Annotated in this window: 15 protein-coding genes; 5 read left to right on the forward strand and 10 right to left on the reverse strand. The window is 54.8% G+C overall.

Annotated elements, in window-relative coordinates; genetic code table 11:
• Positions 1 to 86 precede the first annotated feature (86 nt).
• Positions 87 to 1121: an S-methyl-5-thioribose-1-phosphate isomerase gene (gene mtnA, locus BJJ97_RS00200; protein WP_095992726.1), complete on the forward strand. Its 1035-nt coding sequence runs from the start codon at positions 87 to 89 to the stop codon at positions 1119 to 1121.
• A gap of 360 nt (positions 1122 to 1481) precedes the next feature.
• Here mtnA and BJJ97_RS00210 read toward each other — a convergent pair whose 3' ends face one another.
• Genes BJJ97_RS00210 through BJJ97_RS00220 form a run of 3 tightly spaced genes read right to left on the reverse strand, consistent with a single transcriptional unit; the run spans position 1482 to position 3327 of the window.
• Positions 1482 to 2027, reverse strand: a complete 546-nt coding sequence (locus BJJ97_RS00210) for a 1,2-dihydroxy-3-keto-5-methylthiopentene dioxygenase (RefSeq protein WP_095992727.1) — start codon at positions 2025 to 2027, stop codon at positions 1482 to 1484.
• Positions 2024 to 2713, reverse strand: a complete 690-nt coding sequence (mtnC, locus tag BJJ97_RS00215; RefSeq protein ID WP_095992728.1) for an acireductone synthase — start codon at positions 2711 to 2713, stop codon at positions 2024 to 2026. The genes BJJ97_RS00210 and mtnC overlap by 4 nt, the downstream gene beginning before the upstream one ends.
• Positions 2710 to 3327: a methylthioribulose 1-phosphate dehydratase gene (locus BJJ97_RS00220; RefSeq protein WP_095992729.1), complete on the reverse strand. Its 618-nt coding sequence runs from the start codon at positions 3325 to 3327 to the stop codon at positions 2710 to 2712. The genes mtnC and BJJ97_RS00220 overlap by 4 nt, the downstream gene beginning before the upstream one ends.
• A 189-nt stretch (positions 3328 to 3516) precedes the next feature.
• On the opposite strand from BJJ97_RS00220, the gene BJJ97_RS00225 reads away from it, so the two are divergent.
• From BJJ97_RS00225 to BJJ97_RS00235, 3 genes are all read left to right on the forward strand, one after another.
• Positions 3517 to 4674, forward strand: coding sequence for a pyridoxal phosphate-dependent aminotransferase (locus BJJ97_RS00225; protein ID WP_095992730.1), 1158 nt, complete (start codon positions 3517 to 3519; stop codon positions 4672 to 4674).
• Positions 4662 to 5429, forward strand: coding sequence for an amidohydrolase (locus BJJ97_RS00230; protein WP_095992731.1), 768 nt, complete (start codon positions 4662 to 4664; stop codon positions 5427 to 5429). The genes BJJ97_RS00225 and BJJ97_RS00230 overlap by 13 nt, the downstream gene beginning before the upstream one ends.
• 245 nt (positions 5430 to 5674) lie before the next feature.
• Entirely contained in the window at positions 5675 to 7753 is a 2079-nt protein-coding gene (locus tag BJJ97_RS00235) for a DUF4238 domain-containing protein (RefSeq protein WP_095992732.1), read from the forward strand.
• Positions 7754 to 7910: 157 nt separating this feature from the next.
• On the opposite strand, the gene hpxK is transcribed toward BJJ97_RS00235, so the two are convergent.
• The 7 genes from hpxK to BJJ97_RS00270 all read right to left on the reverse strand — a co-directional run bounded on the left by hpxK (position 7911) and on the right by BJJ97_RS00270 (position 14827).
• On the reverse strand, positions 7911 to 9194 hold the full coding sequence (gene hpxK / locus BJJ97_RS00240) for an allantoate amidohydrolase (RefSeq protein WP_095992733.1): 1284 nt from the start codon (positions 9192 to 9194) through the stop codon (positions 7911 to 7913).
• Positions 9191 to 10435, reverse strand: coding sequence for a pyridoxal-phosphate-dependent aminotransferase family protein (locus BJJ97_RS00245; RefSeq protein ID WP_095992734.1), 1245 nt, complete (start codon positions 10433 to 10435; stop codon positions 9191 to 9193). Before BJJ97_RS00245 ends, hpxK begins: the two co-directional genes overlap by 4 nt.
• 93 nt (positions 10436 to 10528) lie before the next feature.
• Positions 10529 to 11272, reverse strand: a complete 744-nt coding sequence (locus BJJ97_RS00250) for an amino acid ABC transporter ATP-binding protein (RefSeq protein WP_014916424.1) — start codon at positions 11270 to 11272, stop codon at positions 10529 to 10531.
• Positions 11253 to 11906 carry an amino acid ABC transporter permease gene (locus BJJ97_RS00255; protein WP_029368898.1) on the reverse strand — a complete coding sequence of 218 codons (654 nt, stop codon included), beginning with the start codon at positions 11904 to 11906 and terminating at the stop codon, positions 11253 to 11255. The genes BJJ97_RS00250 and BJJ97_RS00255 overlap by 20 nt, the downstream gene beginning before the upstream one ends.
• On the reverse strand, positions 11906 to 12571 hold the full coding sequence (locus tag BJJ97_RS00260) for an amino acid ABC transporter permease (protein WP_095700397.1): 666 nt from the start codon (positions 12569 to 12571) through the stop codon (positions 11906 to 11908). Before BJJ97_RS00260 ends, BJJ97_RS00255 begins: the two co-directional genes overlap by 1 nt.
• Positions 12572 to 12583: 12 nt before the next feature.
• Positions 12584 to 13390 carry a transporter substrate-binding domain-containing protein gene (locus BJJ97_RS00265; protein WP_095992735.1) on the reverse strand — a complete coding sequence of 269 codons (807 nt, stop codon included), beginning with the start codon at positions 13388 to 13390 and terminating at the stop codon, positions 12584 to 12586.
• A gap of 597 nt (positions 13391 to 13987) precedes the next feature.
• Positions 13988 to 14827 (reverse strand): MurR/RpiR family transcriptional regulator, encoded by an 840-nt coding sequence (locus BJJ97_RS00270; RefSeq protein WP_095992736.1) that lies wholly within the window; start codon positions 14825 to 14827, stop codon positions 13988 to 13990.
• A gap of 200 nt (positions 14828 to 15027) precedes the next feature.
• Between BJJ97_RS00270 and BJJ97_RS00275 the strand changes: the two genes are divergently transcribed.
• Positions 15028 to 16614, forward strand: a complete 1587-nt coding sequence (locus BJJ97_RS00275; RefSeq protein ID WP_095992737.1) for a gamma-glutamyltransferase family protein — start codon at positions 15028 to 15030, stop codon at positions 16612 to 16614.
• Positions 16615 to 16639: the final 25 nt, after the last annotated feature.

Here is a 16639-nt window from a genome sequence, read left to right on the forward strand (position 1 = left end):
CGGACATAAAAACGTTCGGACGTCTATACATCTATCAGGCATCTTGGCAGAATAAGAATATCGATGCAACATGGATTTAACGACCTATGCAGACACTTAACACAACTAGCCTAAAAATCGTTGATAACCAACTGTGGATCCTCGACCAGCAGGCGCTACCGCAAGAAAAACGCTGGAGCCCGTGTCCGGATGTGGCGTCACTGGTTGAGCATATCCAGACGCTGCGAGTACGCGGCGCACCACTGATTGGCCTATCCGCCAGCCTACTACTCGCGCTACTGGCGGAGAAAGGGTTATCGCAGACTGAACTGGCGCTGGCGCTGGAGACGTTGCGGGCATCACGCCCTACCGCCGTGAACCTGATGAACAATTTGGATCGCATGAAGCTGGCGCTGGCACAGCCGCAGTTTGTCGATGCGCTGGTGCAGGAAGCTCTGCGCCTGGTAGAAGAAGATCGCGCGCTGTGTGAACGCATTGCCGATCATGGCGCTGCGCTGGTGAAACCCAATAGTCGATTGCTAACCCACTGCAACACCGGCGGGCTGGCGACGGCAGGTATCGGCACCGCTATTGGCGTGCTGCTGCGTGCGCACCAACAAGGAAAAGTCGCGCAAGTGTGGGTCGATGAAACGCGCCCGCTCTTGCAAGGTGGACGCCTCACGGCCTGGGAACTGGGTGAGTTAGGCATTCCTTATCAGCTCATCTGTGATTCGATGGCCGCTAGCCTGATGGCGCAGGGTCAGGTCGATGCGATTTGGGTCGGCGCAGACCGTATCGCTGCCAACGGCGACGTCGCCAATAAGATTGGCACTTACAGCCTCGCGGTACTGGCGCACTATCACCAGATTCCATTTTACGTCGCCGCACCGCACACCACGCACGATCCCGCATGCCCGGACGGTCAAGCGATTCCTATCGAACAGCGCGCCGCCACCGAAGTCACTGGCGTTTCCGGCAGCTTCGGCCACTGCCAATGGGCACCGCAGAACGCCGCGGTCTACAACCCAGCGTTTGACGTTACTCCCGCCGAATTAATCAGCGGCTGGGTACTCGACACCGGCGTGGTCACGCCACAAGAGGTCAAAGAAGGGATATTTCAGGCAGCGTTGAAAAGCAATTGAGTGGTAGAGAACGCCATTTTTCTATGTCCGATAGCGCGAATATTTCGGGCGTGTTAATTGCTCGATTCTTCTGTGATTTCATCACACGCCCGACAAGGAGCGCTCAATTGCCGCAGCTCCTTGACCACTGGCTTTTGGCGTGAATTGTGCCGCTACGCGGTGCCTTCGGCGTTCATGATTGCTTGGGGGCCGCCAGTGACGCGTTCCCGACGCGGCACTGGCTCTCGCCGCGTCCATGCGGCTCACCCAGCCCTCATGCCCACCTCAGCACAATTTTTTACGCCTATAAAAAATCGGTCAGATGCTTACAAACATCTGACCGATAAAAATTCCCTTTCATCTTAAATGATTAGCGGTGCGTTAGCGCTCCAACTTCGGATACGCATCCGCGATCTTATCGCCGGTAAAATGCGCGATCCAGCCTTCCGGGTTATCGAACAGGCGGATGGCGGTGAAGTGCGGTTCCGGCCCCATATCAAACCAGTGCGCTGTGCCCGCGGGTACGGACAGCAGATCGTTCTTCTCACACAGGATCTGGTAAATCTTGCCGTTCAGGTGCAAGCAGAACAGCCCCGCGCCTTCCACGAAAAAGCGCACTTCGTCTTCGTGATGCACATGCTCGGATAAAAATTTGGTGCGCAGCTCCGCACGCTGCGGATTATCGGAACGCATGCTGATAACGTCCCAGCTCTGATAGCCTTTTTCTGCCACCAGCTTGTCGATTTCATGCTGGTAGGCCGATAGCACTTCTTCAGGCGATGGTGCATCGCTCAGCTTCTGGCTAGCTTCCCAGCGTTCAAAACGCACATCAATCTCGTTTAGCTGCTTCTGAATTGCCTCGGCATCCTGACTTTGCCAAATCGGCTGGCTCGCATCGCTGTCGCTAAAAATGGTTAATCCACTCATTGGGCGTACTCCGGTAAGTCGATCTGGTCAAAACGTGCCACCTGACGGTGACGGCTTACGCTATCCGCATCATCACGAATAAGCTGGCAGGTGTGCCAACCGGCCTCCTGCGCGGCATCCAATTCCTGACGAATGTCCGACAGGAACAACAGTTGCTCAGCAGGCAGCCCGATGGCTTGCGCAATCGTGCGATAAGAATCGGTCTCCCGCTTCGCACCGACGCGGGTATCAAAATAGTCGCTGAACAGCGGGCGCAGATCGCCGGCGTTGCTATAGCCGAACAGCAACTGCTGCGCTTCCACCGACCCTGACGAGTACACATACAGACGCAGGCCCTGCTGCTGCCATGCGGCGAGCTGCGCAGCCACTTCAGGATACAGATGCCCCTGAAAATCGCCGTTACGGTAGCCCGCACGCCAGATAATGCCTTGCAGCTGCTTCAGCGCGGTGGATTTACGATCTTCATCCATAAATTGGTTCAGCGCGGCAATCAGCGTCTCGCTATCCGCATCGGGCTGAGCTAACTCCTGGCGCAACGCATCCAGCGCCTGCGCGATCTCCGGATCGCTACCGTGTTGCCGCACGGTGTCAGTCAGACGTTCGCGGGCATAAGGGAACAGCACGCTGTGAACAAAACGGATGTCGCTGGTGGTGCCTTCAATATCGGTCACAATTGCCTTAATCATGCTTTCGCCTCCAGCAGCCGACGTTGCAATTCGCATTGGAACAGGAACTCTAGCCCTTCCAGATGACGACGCGCTTCTTTCACCGTCGCGCCCCAGCAGTAAAGGCCGTGGCCCCGCACCAGAAAGCCGTAGCGAAGCGGCGTGTGGCTAGCGAACTCGGTTACCCGCTGCGCCAGCGCCGGAATATCCTGATCGTTATCGAAAATCGGGATCGCCACACGATCCAAATGAGTGGTCTGCCCCGCCAGAGATTTTTGCATTTCGTAGCCGTGCAGTACCAGTTCAGCGCCCTTCTCTACCCGAGACAGTACCGTGGCGTTCACCGAGTGCGTGTGCAGCACCGCGCCGATAGTCGGCTCGCGGCGATACAGCAGCGTATGCAACCCCGTTTCCGCCGACGGCGTGCGACCACTCGGCACATGGTTAGTGGCAATCTCCACCAGCAGGAAATCCTCTGCCTGAAGGCTGCCTTTATCTTTACCCGATTCGGTAATCAGGCACTGCGCTTCATCAAGGCGCACGGACATATTGCCGCCCGTCGCCGGACACCAGCCCTTTTCACCTATCCAGTGGCAGGCCGCAAGCAGCGCCGTCAATTGTTGATTTTCAGTCATGAGGCTTCCCGTTTTTGGTCCATTTTTCTCGCTACTTTTCTGGATGCTTTTTGGCGATTTAGACGCTTTCGTTATGTGTTAGCACATAAAAGCATTTAGCCGTTTAAACGTCCAAGCGTCTTGATTGCCAAATACTAACAGCATGTTATATTACCAAGCAATACAGGCTTGCAGGAGTTCCACCCCGCTATGAGCGCCGCTCTGATCCCCGACAGTAAACTGCCTTCGCTGGGCACCACCATTTTTACCCAGATGAGTGCGCTGGCCCAACAGCATCAGGCCATCAATCTATCACAAGGTTTCCCTGATTTTGACGGCCCGGACTATTTACAACAGCGTCTGGCGTATCACGTGAGTCAGGGCGCCAACCAATATGCGCCAATGACTGGCGTCGCGCCGCTGCGTCAGGCGATTGCCGAAAAAACAGAAGAACTGTATGGCTGGCGGCCAGATGCCGACAGCGAAGTGACCGTCACAGCAGGCGCAACAGAAGCCCTGTTTGCCGCTATTGCGGCGCTGGTGCGCCCCGGCGACGAAGTCATTTGTTTCGATCCCAGCTATGACAGCTATGCGCCTGCCGTCACGCTGGCAGGCGGTGTACTCAAGCGCATCGCCTTGCAGCCGCCTGCGTTTCGCGTGGACTGGTCGCATTTTGCCGATGTGCTGAGCGACCGCACTCGTTTGGTCATCCTGAATACGCCGCACAATCCGTCCGCCACCGTCTGGCAAAAGGCGGATTTTGAGCAACTGTGGCAGGCGATTGCCGTGCGTAACATCTTCGTGCTGAGCGATGAAGTCTACGAGCACATCTGTTTCGACAGTGAAGGACACGCCAGCGTGCTGGCCCATCCGTCGCTGCGCCAACGCGCGATTGCCGTTTCATCGTTTGGCAAAACCTTCCACATGACCGGCTGGAAAGTCGGCTACTGCGTCGCCCCAGCGGCATTGAGTGCGGAAGTGCGTAAGGTTCACCAGTATCTGACGTTCTCCGTGAACACGCCCGCACAGTTCGCCATTGCCGACATGCTGCGTGAACAGCCGCAACACTGGCGCGAACTGCCCGATTTTTACCGCGCACGCCGCGATCGCTTCATCAAGGCGCTGGCAGGCAGCCGTTTTGACATCCTGCCCTGCGAAGGCACCTACTTCCTGCTGGCGGACTATCGGGCGATTTCCGATTTAGACGATGTCAGCTTCTGCCGCTGGCTAACCGAACACGTTGGCGTCGCCGCGATTCCGCTGTCCGTCTTTTGCGCCGATCCGTTCCCACATACGTTGATTCGACTATGCTTTGCTAAACAGGAAGCAACGTTGGATGCCGCTGCGGAGCGTTTATGTCGACTTTAAAGATTTCATTGCTGCAACAGCCGCTGGTCTGGCGCGATGGCGAAGCTAACCTGCGCCACTTCGATATCTTATTAGCGGAGATGAGCGGGCGTGATGTGATTGTCCTGCCGGAGATGTTTACCACTGGCTTTGCGATGGAAGCCGCCAAAGGCAGTCTGGATCAGTCGGTCGTAGAGGCGTGGCTGCACCAGTGGGCGCAGAAGACGAATGCGCTGATCGGCGGCAGCGTCGCGGTAAATACGCCGAAAGGTGCGGTGAATCGGTTCCTGCTGGTCGATCCGCACGGTGAGGTGCATCACTACGATAAACGCCACCTGTTCCGTATGGCGGATGAACACCACCACTATCAGGCTGGCACGGAGCGGGTCACCCTGGAGTGGCGCGGCTGGCGCATCTGCCCGATGATCTGTTACGACCTGCGTTTCCCGGTCTGGTCGCGCAATCGACAGGACTACGATCTGGCGCTGTATGTCGCCAACTGGCCAGCGCCACGAGCTGCACACTGGCAGACGCTGCTGGCGGCACGCGCCATTGAGAATCAGGCCTACGTTGCAGGCTGCAACCGCGTCGGTACCGACGGCAACGGCCACAGCTACCGTGGCGACAGCCTGATTATTAATGCGCAAGGGGAAATTCTGGCCTCTGCCGCTCCCAACCAGCCTGCCCGCCTGGACGCCGAGCTGTCGCTGGAAGCGCTGCAAAGCTACCGTGAATCCTTCCCCGCCTGGCGCGATGCCGACCGCTTTACGCTGTAAAGCAGAGAATTATGCGCCCAGCAATGTATATATTGTGGCGCATGTTACGTTATTCAGTATTGGTGAGCATCATTTCAAATAATTACGATAAACTAGGCATAAGGAAGTGTTTTTAGGTAAACATATCCAAGCATACATCTGCCTAAATAACATTTAGCATCAAGGAAATAACCTTTACTGAATATCATTCCATATGACTACAAATACTGTAGTCCCTTATGTGGCATAACGTAGAAGGAAATATTGTGTCCGGTAGAAAACAGCATTATATTCCACAATCCTTCCAACGTGGATTTCTTATACACAAAAAATCTAACCAGACGTATGTCTATCACTCTAACAGAAATTATCCATCTAATATCGACAGCGTGGCTGCACAACGTGACTTTTACTCTGAACCATCGAATGATGGAAAAAAAAATCTTGACGACATAATCACTAATTATGAAAACAGACTAGGCGAGTTGTTAATAATACTACGCGGTATCGAATTGGGCGGAGCGGTAGACGCTAGCATAGCTGCGGAAGTTATTGCGCACTTAACTCCCCGAGGAAATAGTATACGTCGCATGTTCGGCAGTAGTACCACGAAACTCATGATGGGCATATCCGATATTTTCTCTGACAAAGAGGCGATTGCCTCATTACTTGGTTTGGAAGAACCTGTGCCGAACCAAACTTGGAATAAGCATATTGCATCAAATCTTAGTGAAGATGAAAGGTTAACTCAATTTATTGAACTGATTATTGAGAAAACAAAAATCCCGAAATCATCATTTGATCGGGTATTATTTATGTTTGCAAAGGAATACATGCTAGGGGATAAAAACCCTATATTCGACCAATTTCAATTGTTTTTTTCTAGCCTATTTTCTCGAATTGACGATATTGTAAGTAGTGGGCATAAACAGATGTTGAGTAATGGATTGATTGCGGAACCACGTAAACAGGACTTAGAAGAATTTACATGGAGCATCCTTCCTGCACCAGCAGATGGAGCAATCATGCCTGACTGTATTGCGCTTGGATTCGATGAAGAAGAAGGCATATTTCTACCCTACATAATGACCTCGAAAGCATCTACGGTCATTATACCCCTGACATCACAAAAATTGCTTGTAGGGATACGCTCAGGAAGTACTTTATCTGACCTATCTAATTTTAATCATGAAGCGTCGGAGTGTAGCGATGAACTTTTTATCGCGTCAGCATCGACTCATACGGCTTTTAGCAATAACATTGGTAAACGTTGGAAAGGCAAGATGGACTCTGCTGTCCAAGATGCTTTAAGTAGTATCAGCAAGACATACAATCCCCCAGAAAACAAAACTGCCGCCCCATCACTTCCGGCAACACTTTCTAGTTATCAGCTCACTTTCATTGGTTGGTCTACAGAGGAAGACATTTCCCATATCAGTGGGACTATTCAATCTATTATAAAAGAATTATGCCAATATCTAGACCTCACGCGATTAGATGGCATTACATTTACATCTGATTTTGAAAAGGCGATTACAGAAACAGAACGTGGTTTTGACGTACATACAACGTCAGAAAGTCTTCCTGACCATATTGTACAGGGAGCTTCAGCTCTCTTGGTTATACGAGATGGAAAGCTCAAGGTACGTGTCGTGCTCAATAAAGAGTATGCCTTGTCTTTGATTGAAGAGGACACACAGAATACAAGAGTTGCGTTGCACCTGATTGTTGCGGGGCTGTCTATCGTGCATATGGTAGAGCAATTTGAAAACACTCTACCCAATTTTCTGATGGAACCAGTAATGGTAGACAATCATGACGCAGTATTACATTGCGCCATGCGTAAGGCATTGCGCGCTTATCGATACGCTAATATCAGCGCTACATTTGGAGCAGAAGATTTATTTGAGCAAGAATTCTCAAATTATCTTACTCAATGCTTTGATTTGGCTTATGCAAATATCGCCAAAGCAAAAGAGGAACATGCGGCAGACAATGATTACCCCAAACTGTTTAACACCGTCCATGATGCTGTAACAGATATTTTGACTACTTCGGCCAGACTACTCGGACACCTAGATGGCATGGGAAAGCCCCCCTTGCCAACTCCAGAAACATCTGCTGGTAATGCAATAATATCGCGACAACTTACAGGGTGGATCAATGCATTTGCATATGATTTACAGAAATTCTGGAAGAAAGAATCATGGACGCGCGAAGATCTATATGCCCTGAATATCCATGTAGAACGCCTGCTATGGCCATGCGGCATCTTACTTTGCCCCGCTGATAGTGGTCAGGGAACGATGATTTCGTCATTCCAAACTGACCAGACACATCTTTAACTTATTGCTTTTACTATATTGATGATTACTCACTAGTGTTGCATACGGTTATTTGCTTCGAAGTTCCGTCACAGCGGCATCAAACTCGAGACTAGTGAATGCACAACGTAGTAAAACTAAAAAACAGGCATTGATAGATCAAACAAGTGGCACTCGGTTAAACGTCGTCATAAGAAAAATGGTCTTTATTCCCCATATGACGCACCGCCTGATAGAACGCCTGTAGCGCCAGCGCCACATCTGCCGTGGTAACGGACTCATCAGGATGGTGGCTGATGCCGCCGCGACAGCGGACAAACAGCATCGCTACCGGCCAGCGTTCGGCAATAGCAATCGCATCGTGCCCTGCGCCGCTTGGCAACATCAGCGTTTTCCCCTGCACCTGCGTCACCGCGTCATTTAATACCGACTGCAACGCGGGATCGCAGCGGGTTGCTGCAATACGATAATACTCTTCGGCGCTGAACTGGCAGCCGCGCTGGTGCGCGATAGCCTGCCCTAGCGTCAGGAGTTTTTGTAGCAACGCATCCAGCGGCGCATCTTCCGGCCCGCGAATATCCAGCGTCATCTTCACCTCACCGGGAATGACGTTCGCTGCGCCCGGTAAGCACTGTAATGTGCCAAACGTGGCGACCAGATGCGGATCGCTTTCCCGCGTGATCCGTTCTGCCTGCGCCATCCAGTCGGCTGCCGCCGCCAGCGCATCCTGCCGCTGCGTCATCGGCACCGTGCCCGCATGCCCCGCCAGCCCGAGGAACGTGCAGTTAAGCCGCCGCGCCCCGTTGATCGCGGTGACCACGCCCAGCGCCAGATCCTGCTGCTCCAGACATGGCCCTTGTTCGATGTGCAATTCCAGATAGGCGGTGATATCGCTGACCGGACGTGCCGCCAGTGCCACCTCAAGCGGATCCAGTCCCGCAATGGTCAACGCCTGCGCCACGCTGGTGCCTTCGGCATCCTGACACTCCAGCCAGTTCTCCGGCCAGGTGCCCGTCAATCCCCGACTGCCTAGCAGAGTAATGCCAAAACGCGTGCCTTCCTCATCGCCGAAGCCGATGATTTCCAGCGCCACAGGCAAACGCATCCCCTGCTGATGGAATGCGCGCACGACTTCAATCGCCGTCAATACGCCCAGCATGCCGTCATATCGTCCGGCATTGCGCACAGTGTCCAGATGCGAACCGAGCAACAGCGCTGGCGCATCCGGTGTTAATCCTTCATAGCGACCACAAATGTTGCCCACGCTATCCTGCCAGACGTTCATGCCCGCTTCGCGCATCCATTCTCCCACCTGCGCATTGGCACGCAGGTGCTCCAGCGACAGATAAACGCGGGTCAGCTGGCCGGGCGTTTCGCTGATTTCAGCCAGCGCATCGCAGCGCGACATAATCTGCTCAGCAGCGGCCTGTGCAGCAGCGGGCAACATCAACATTTCACTCATGCACGTCCCTCATCTGCCGCGTAGCAATTCCAGGCGGCCTGCAAAGCCTCGCCCTGCACGGTGCGGAAACCAAGACGATTCAGCACCGCCTCCAGCGCCGTCAGCGTTTGCATCACGCAGTCTTTACGCGCGTTGTAGCCCATCGTCCCGATACGCCAGATCTTGCCCTGAAGCGGGCCAAAGGACGTGCCGATCTCAATGGCGAAATCTTCCAGCAGCAGCTTACGCACCTGCTCGCCGTGAACGCCGTCAGGGATCACCACGCCCAGTACGTTATTCATTTTGTGGGTCAGCGAGCCAAAGGTGTCCAGCCCCATTCCCTGAACCCCCGCCACCAGCGCACTGCCGTGCAGCGCATGGCGGGCAATACTGCGATCCAATCCTTCTTCTAGGATCGTTCGGGCACACTCGCGTGCGGCAAACAGCATGCTCGTCGCTTCGGTATGGTGGTTCAGGCGCTCTGGCCCCCAGTAATCCATCACCATGCCCAGATCGAAATAGTTGGAATAGATCATCTCGTCGTCGCCGTCCTGATGGGCGTCCGTTCGGATCCCTTGCTCAATACATTTGCGACGGCGGATCACTGCTTCCATCTGCGGGCTGAGCGTGATCGGTGAGCTGCCAGATGGCCCGCCGAGACACTTCTGCAATCCGGCGGAAACCGCATCCAGTCCCCATTTATCCGTTTCCAGCGGATTGCCGCCAAAAGACGCCGTGGCATCGGTATAGAACAGTACGCCGTGACGGCGACAAATCTCGCCCAGCTCTTCCAGCGGTTGAAGCATGGTGGTCGATGTATCGCCCTGCACCGTCAGCAGTAAACGTGGGCGTACCGATTTGATCGCATCTTCGATCTGGTCTGGCGAGAACACCTCGCCCCACGGCACTTCGATGGTATGAACATCAGCACGACAGCGACGGGCAATCTCGCACAGCAGATGACCAAAACGACCAAACACCGGCACCAGCACCTTATCGCCGGGGCGGATCGCCGACAGCAGAATCGCTTCGATGCCCGCGCGCGAGGTGCCGTCTACCAGCATCGTCCAGCGGTTTTCCGTGCGGAAAAGCTGACGATAGAGCTCCATGACCTGATTCATGTAGTTCGTCATCGCGGGATCGTACTGACCCACCAGTTGGCTAGCCATTGCCCGTAATACGCGCGGATCGGCATTGATCGGCCCCGGCCCCATCAGCAGGCGATGAGGGGGATTGATTTGCGCGTACAGTTCGCTGTTCATGGTTATCTGCTCCAGATTCTTTACGTTACTGGTCTGCTAATCGAATGATGTCATGCGCGTTTCCGGGCGTGATTAGCTCAAAAGAGAGAAGCCTTACGCTTCCGATAGTCCTCGGACCGAGGCGATGAACTGTTTCAGTTCGCGGGTCTGCGGGTTAGCGAACAGCGTTTTGCTGTCGCCCTGCTCCCAGACCGTGCCCTGATGCATAAACACCACGCGGTCGCCCACTTCACGGGCAAAATTCATTTCATGCGTGACCAGAATCAGCGTCATGCCTTCTGCGGCCAGCTGTTCCAGCACCTTCAGTACTTCGCCGACTAACTCAGGATCGAGTGCTGAGGTAATTTCATCGCACAGCAGGACTTTCGGGTTCATCGCCAGCGCACGGGCAATCGCGACGCGCTGCTGCTGGCCGCCCGACAGGTTGGCAGGGTAATAGTGAAGGCGCTCGCCCAGCCCCACCTTTTTCAACACCCGCTCGCCCAGCTCACGGCACTCCGCCGCGCTTTTACCCAGCACGCGGCGCGGCGCCAACATCACGTTTTCCAGCGCCGTCATGTGCGGAAACAGATTGAAGTTCTGGAACACCATCCCGACCGAGCGGCTGATTTCCCGCGCCTGCGAATCCCTGTCGGTCACTGTCATTCCGCCCAGCTTGATGCTGCCATCCTGATAGCCTTCCAGACCGTTCATGCAGCGCAAAAGCGTGCTCTTACCGGAGCCGCTGCGCCCGATGATCGAAATGACCTCACCCATTTCGATATCCAGATCCACACCTTTCAGGACGTGGTTCTGGCCGTAATATTTTTGAACCTGATTAATGGTGATGAGCGGCATTGAATTTCTTCTCCAGATAGCGGCTGTAGTAAGAGAGCGGATAGCACATCAGGAAATAGCCCAGCGCCACCAATCCGAACACTTTAAACGGCTGATAGGTCACGTTATTCAACATGGTTCCCGCCTTGGTCAGTTCGATAAATCCGATGATCGACGCCAGCGCGGTGCCTTTAATCACCTGTACGGAGAACCCCACGGTCGGGGCGATGGCGATACGCATCGCCTGCGGCGCAATCACCCGATAGAGCGTCTGACCAAAATCCAGCCCGAGGCAGCGCGACGCTTCCCACTGCCCTTTCGGCAAGGCTTCCACGCTGCCGCACCAGATATCCACCAGAAAGGCGCTGGTAAAGAGCGTCAGCGCCAGTGCCGCCGCCGTCCACGGGCTCACATCAATGCCGAACAGCGCCAGCCCGAAAAAGGCGAGAAACAGCTGCATCAGCAGCGGCGTGCCCTGAAACAGCTCGGAATACAGATGGACAAGGCGCGTCGGCCATTTGCGTTTAGTCAGCCGCAGCAGCATCAGCGGAAAGGTCACTATCGCGCCGCCGATGAAAGCCGTCAGCGACAGCAGTAGCGTCCAACGTGCCGCCAACAGCAGGTTGCGCACAATATCCCAGTCGGTAAATGTCATCATGACTGATTCCCCAGAAAGCGCCGACCCGCCAGCAGTAAGAGTTGTCGCATCAGAACAGACAGCATCAGGTAACACAGCGTGGTTGCCAGATACACTTCAAAGCTCAAAAACGTACGGGACTGAATCAGGTTGGCAGCAAAGGTCAATTCCTCGTAAGACACCTGCGACACCACCGACGATCCCAGCATGACGATGATGCACTGGCTAACCAGCGCCGGATAAATCCGCTGAAGCGCGGGCGGCAGAATCACACGCAGGAAAGTTTGCATCCACGTCAGCCCCAGCACGCGGGCAGCTTCCCACTGGCCTTTCGGCGTCACCTGAATCCCCGCGCGGATAATCTCGGTGCTGTATGCCCCCAGATTAATCAACATCGCCAACAGCGCGGCCTCTCCCGCTGTGAGCTTCAAGCCCAGGCTCGGCAAGCCGAAAACGATGAAGAACAGCTGAACCACAAACGGCGTATTGCGGATCAGCTCGACGTAGACACCCCATAGCCGACTCAGCAGAGTCGGCTTGCCGCTGCGCAAAGCCGCACCGAAGATGCCGATAGCAATGCCGCCGAGGGTTGCCATGACCGTCAGTTCAATGGTGACCCACAACCCCTCCAGCAGCTCAGGCCAGAACGGAAACAGCGCGGAAAAATTAAGCTGATAGGTCATGGCGTGCTCCCGTTAAGCCTTGATGCTGGCCGGCAGCGGCGCTTTCAGCCATTTTTCCGACAGGGTATTGAGCGTATTGTCTTTCAGCGCCTGCTCGATCAACGCATCGACTTTCGCTTTCAGCGCAGGCTCATCTTTTTTCAGCCCGATGTAGCACGGCGAATCTTTCAGCATAAACTTCGCGACTGGCGCTTTCGTCGGGTTCTGCTCGGCGATAGCCGCCACAACCAGGTTACCCGTTGCAACATATTCCACCTGCCCGGACAGGTACGCCGACAGCGTGGTGTTGTTATCTTCGTAGCGTCGAATCTGTGCGGCCTTCGGCGCGATATCCGTCAGTACCATGTCTTCTACCGCACCGCGCGTGACGCCGATGCTCTTGCCTTCCAGCGCTTCAGACGATGTCAGCGTGCTATCTTTCGGCCCAAATACACCGAGGAAAAATGGCGCGTAGGCGCGGCTGAAATCGATCACTTTTTCACGTTCGGCGTTTTTGCCCAGACTGGAGATCACCAGGTCAACTTTGTTGGTTTGCAGATACGGCACGCGGTTAGCACTGGTTACCGGAACCAGCTGCAACTTTAGTTTCATCTCTTTCGCCAGATAGTGAGCGATATCGATGTCATATCCTTGCGGTTGCAGATCCGTTCCCACCGATCCAAACGGCGGGAAATCCTGCGGGACAGCGACACGCAGCACACCGCGCTTCTCGATATCCTGTAACTGATCGGCCATCGCGCTACCGGCCTGAACCAGTAACATTGCCGCGCCCATCACCGCCAGTAACCCTTTTTTGATGCCCAGTTTATTGATCAACATCGTCTCTGCCCCCGGTTAGTATAATTGAAACGAAAGATTCTTTAAAAACAAAAATTGAAACCATCGTTGCAGATATTAAGCAAGGAGCATGCCAGATTACCTTTGCGCTTTTTGTGCTGTTGGTTATGAAGAAACAACATGAGGAGTCAGAGAGTTTTTCTAAAATATGGGATAGCGCTATGGATATGTAATATCAGTGAAAAATTTCGTGCGTGATTGCAGAAAGATAATTTATGCAACTCATGCACCACGCCCGACGTAGGGCTGCTCAGTCGCCGCAGCCCTACGAACCCTGGCTTTCGGCGTGAATTATGCCGCTACGCGGTACATTCGAAACGCGTGTCATCCTGTCGAACCGCCTGTGACGCGCTCCCGACGCGGCACAGGCTTTCGCAGCGTCCATGCTGCTCATTCGGGATGCCCCACGTTTCTCATCATAATTTTTTACGCCGATGAACAGATAACAATGAGAAACAATCCACAACGCTGCGTCACAAAAATAATCCAGAGCGATCACGCCCGAAACGAGCTTCCTGGCTATATAGCACATCAGTTAAATGCACCATTAAGGTGCAAAGGCACCATCCCAGCGCCCCATTAGCGTTGCTCAAGCTCATCCAATTCACCATAAAGATCCACGATCTGGTGGATGCGTTGGCGTCCGTCACGCAGCATTTCATGCAGCAGCGCATTGCTGATCACATTTACCAGACTCATGGCAGATGAATAGCTGTCAAACGCCGAGACACTGTCCAGTGGGACGCACAGCGACCAGGTTGCCAGCGACATTAGCGTACTCACCTGTGGTTCACACAGCAGCAGCACAGGCACGCCACGCTTTTGCAACTGTGCCAATAGCGGCTGAATCAGGCGCGGACGGCGGCGAAAAGCCACTACAATCACGACATCCTGCGCAGTGAGATCCACCAGCTCTTCGGAGAGCGTCTGTCCCGGCTGTGTCAGCAGCGTGACCTGTTGGCGAATCTGGAGCAGCTGTTGACGTAGGTGCAGCGCTACCGGGTAGCTATTGCGTAGCCCAATCAGACACAGGCGCTGCGCCTGCATCAGCGCCTGAATCACCGCGCCAAACTGCACAGGGTCAATCTGGTTTATCCACTGCGTCAGGTTCGCCATTTCCTGCTTGTAATGCCGCGCCAGCAGCGTGTTCCCCTGCACAGCATCCCGGTTATCCGCCAGCGGCATCCCACTTTGGCGCAGCGTTCTGAGTTCATCGCGCATGTCACGGTAGCTGGGGTAGCCCAGCCGTTTGAACAACCGGCTGACGGTCGCTTTGGAGACGCTGCTCAGCCGCGCCAGCTCGGCACTGTTGTAGCTAATTAAATCGTCAAAGTGATCGAAGATGAAATCCGCGACGCGCTGCTCCTGCGGTGAAAGCTCGCTGTAGCGATCCCGTAATCGTTCATCTATTTGCATCATCGTCTCTCATCCGTTGCGCTTGCTGTAACGTTTGTTTCATGTCGCAGAACATAGCACAGGATTGTCAGGATGATATAGATACCTCCTCTGGCACCGCATACAGACTTTCCACCGCACCGAAAAACTGGAACGCCGTTTGCTTATAGCTAGGGTTAATAGAACCAACCTACCCTACATAAAACTTAAAAAGGAATCCTGAAATGATGCAAAGCAACACCGCCCCGCTGGGCATGGCGGTCGCACCTCATCATTTAGCCAGTGCCAGCGCGTTAGCGATTCTGCGTGAAGGCGGAAACGCCATTGAAGCCATGGTCGCGGCAGCGGCAACCATTGCCGTAGTCTACCCGCATATGAACGGGATCGGCGGCGACGGGTTCTGGCTGATTGTGCCGCCACACGGTGAGCCCATTGCTATCGATGCCAGTGGGGCAGCGGGGTCGCTGGCCTGCCGTGAGTACTATCAGGGCGAAAACCGCATTCCGCATCGTGGCCCCAAAGCGGCGCTGACGGTCGCGGGCACCGTTGGCGGCTGGCAGGAAGCGCTAACCTATTCACAAGAAATAGACAGTACACCGATGCCGCTGGCCCGTCTGTTATCTGACGCGATTCGCTATGCGGCTGACGGCATTCCCGTCACACAGTCTCAGGAAGATGCACTCACTCAGCGCTATCACGAGCTGAACGATTGTCCGGCCTTTAGTCAGCTGTTTATGCCGCAGGGGAATATCCCGCGCGCGGGCAGTCGTTTCACACAGTCGGATTTAGCCGATACCCTGACGACACTGAGCCTTGAAGGGCTGGACAGTTTTTATCGCGGCTCCGTCGCTGCCAAACTGTCGGCACAGATGGCGCAGCTCGGTATGCCGCTAACGGCTGACGATCTGGCAAATTACCGCGCCAAGCGGACAACACCGCTGGTGCTGAAACACAGTAAAGGCGACATCTATAACCTCGCGCCGCCGACGCAGGGCCTGGTGTCGCTCGCGATTCTCGGTCTGACCGATCATTTGGACATGGAAGATCTGAACGATAGCCAGGCGATCCACCGCATTGTCGAATCGACCAAGCTGGCATTTGGTCTGCGTGACCGCTTCATTACCGATCCCAAGCTGATGACGCAGGACGTTCAGGCGCTGCTGGAAAACGATGCGCTCGGCGTGCTGGCTCGGCAGGTCGATACGCGAAAAGCCGCACTGTGGGGAGAAGGCAAAGGCCCCGGCGACACTGTCTGGATGGGCGTATGCGACAGCAGCGGCCTGTGCGTCTCTTTCATTCAAAGCATTTACCACGAGTTTGGCAGTGGCGTGGTCTTACCGGGAACTGGCGTGCTCTGGCAAAACCGCGGGGCTTCGTTCAGCCTCGATCCGGCACACCTGCTGGCACTAGAACCGGGCAAACAACCGTTTCATACCTTAAACCCTGCCGCCGCACGCCTGTCCGACGGACGTACCATGGTCTACGGATCAATGGGCGGAGACGGGCAGCCGCAGACGCAGGCGGCCATCTTTATCCGTCACGTTCAGCAAGGGCTACCGCTGCAACAGGCGATTACCGCCCCGCGCTGGCTGCTGGGCCGCACCTGGGGACAGGTCTCCGATACGCTAAAGATCGAAGATCGCTTTAAACCCGCCACCGTGGATGCCCTACGTCAGCTCGGTCACGACGTCGAGCTCTTGAGCAGCTTTAGTGAAACGGTCGGCCACGCGGGGGCCATCGTACGGCACACCAACGGCATGCTGGAAGGTGCCTTCGATCCGCGCAGCAACGGCAGCGCGGCAGGTTTTTAATCATGACTCAACAGGGAGAACACCG

Origin of the sequence: Pectobacterium polaris, from assembly GCF_002307355.1 — a bacterium.
In the GTDB taxonomy this organism is placed as follows: domain Bacteria; phylum Pseudomonadota; class Gammaproteobacteria; order Enterobacterales; family Enterobacteriaceae; genus Pectobacterium; species Pectobacterium polare.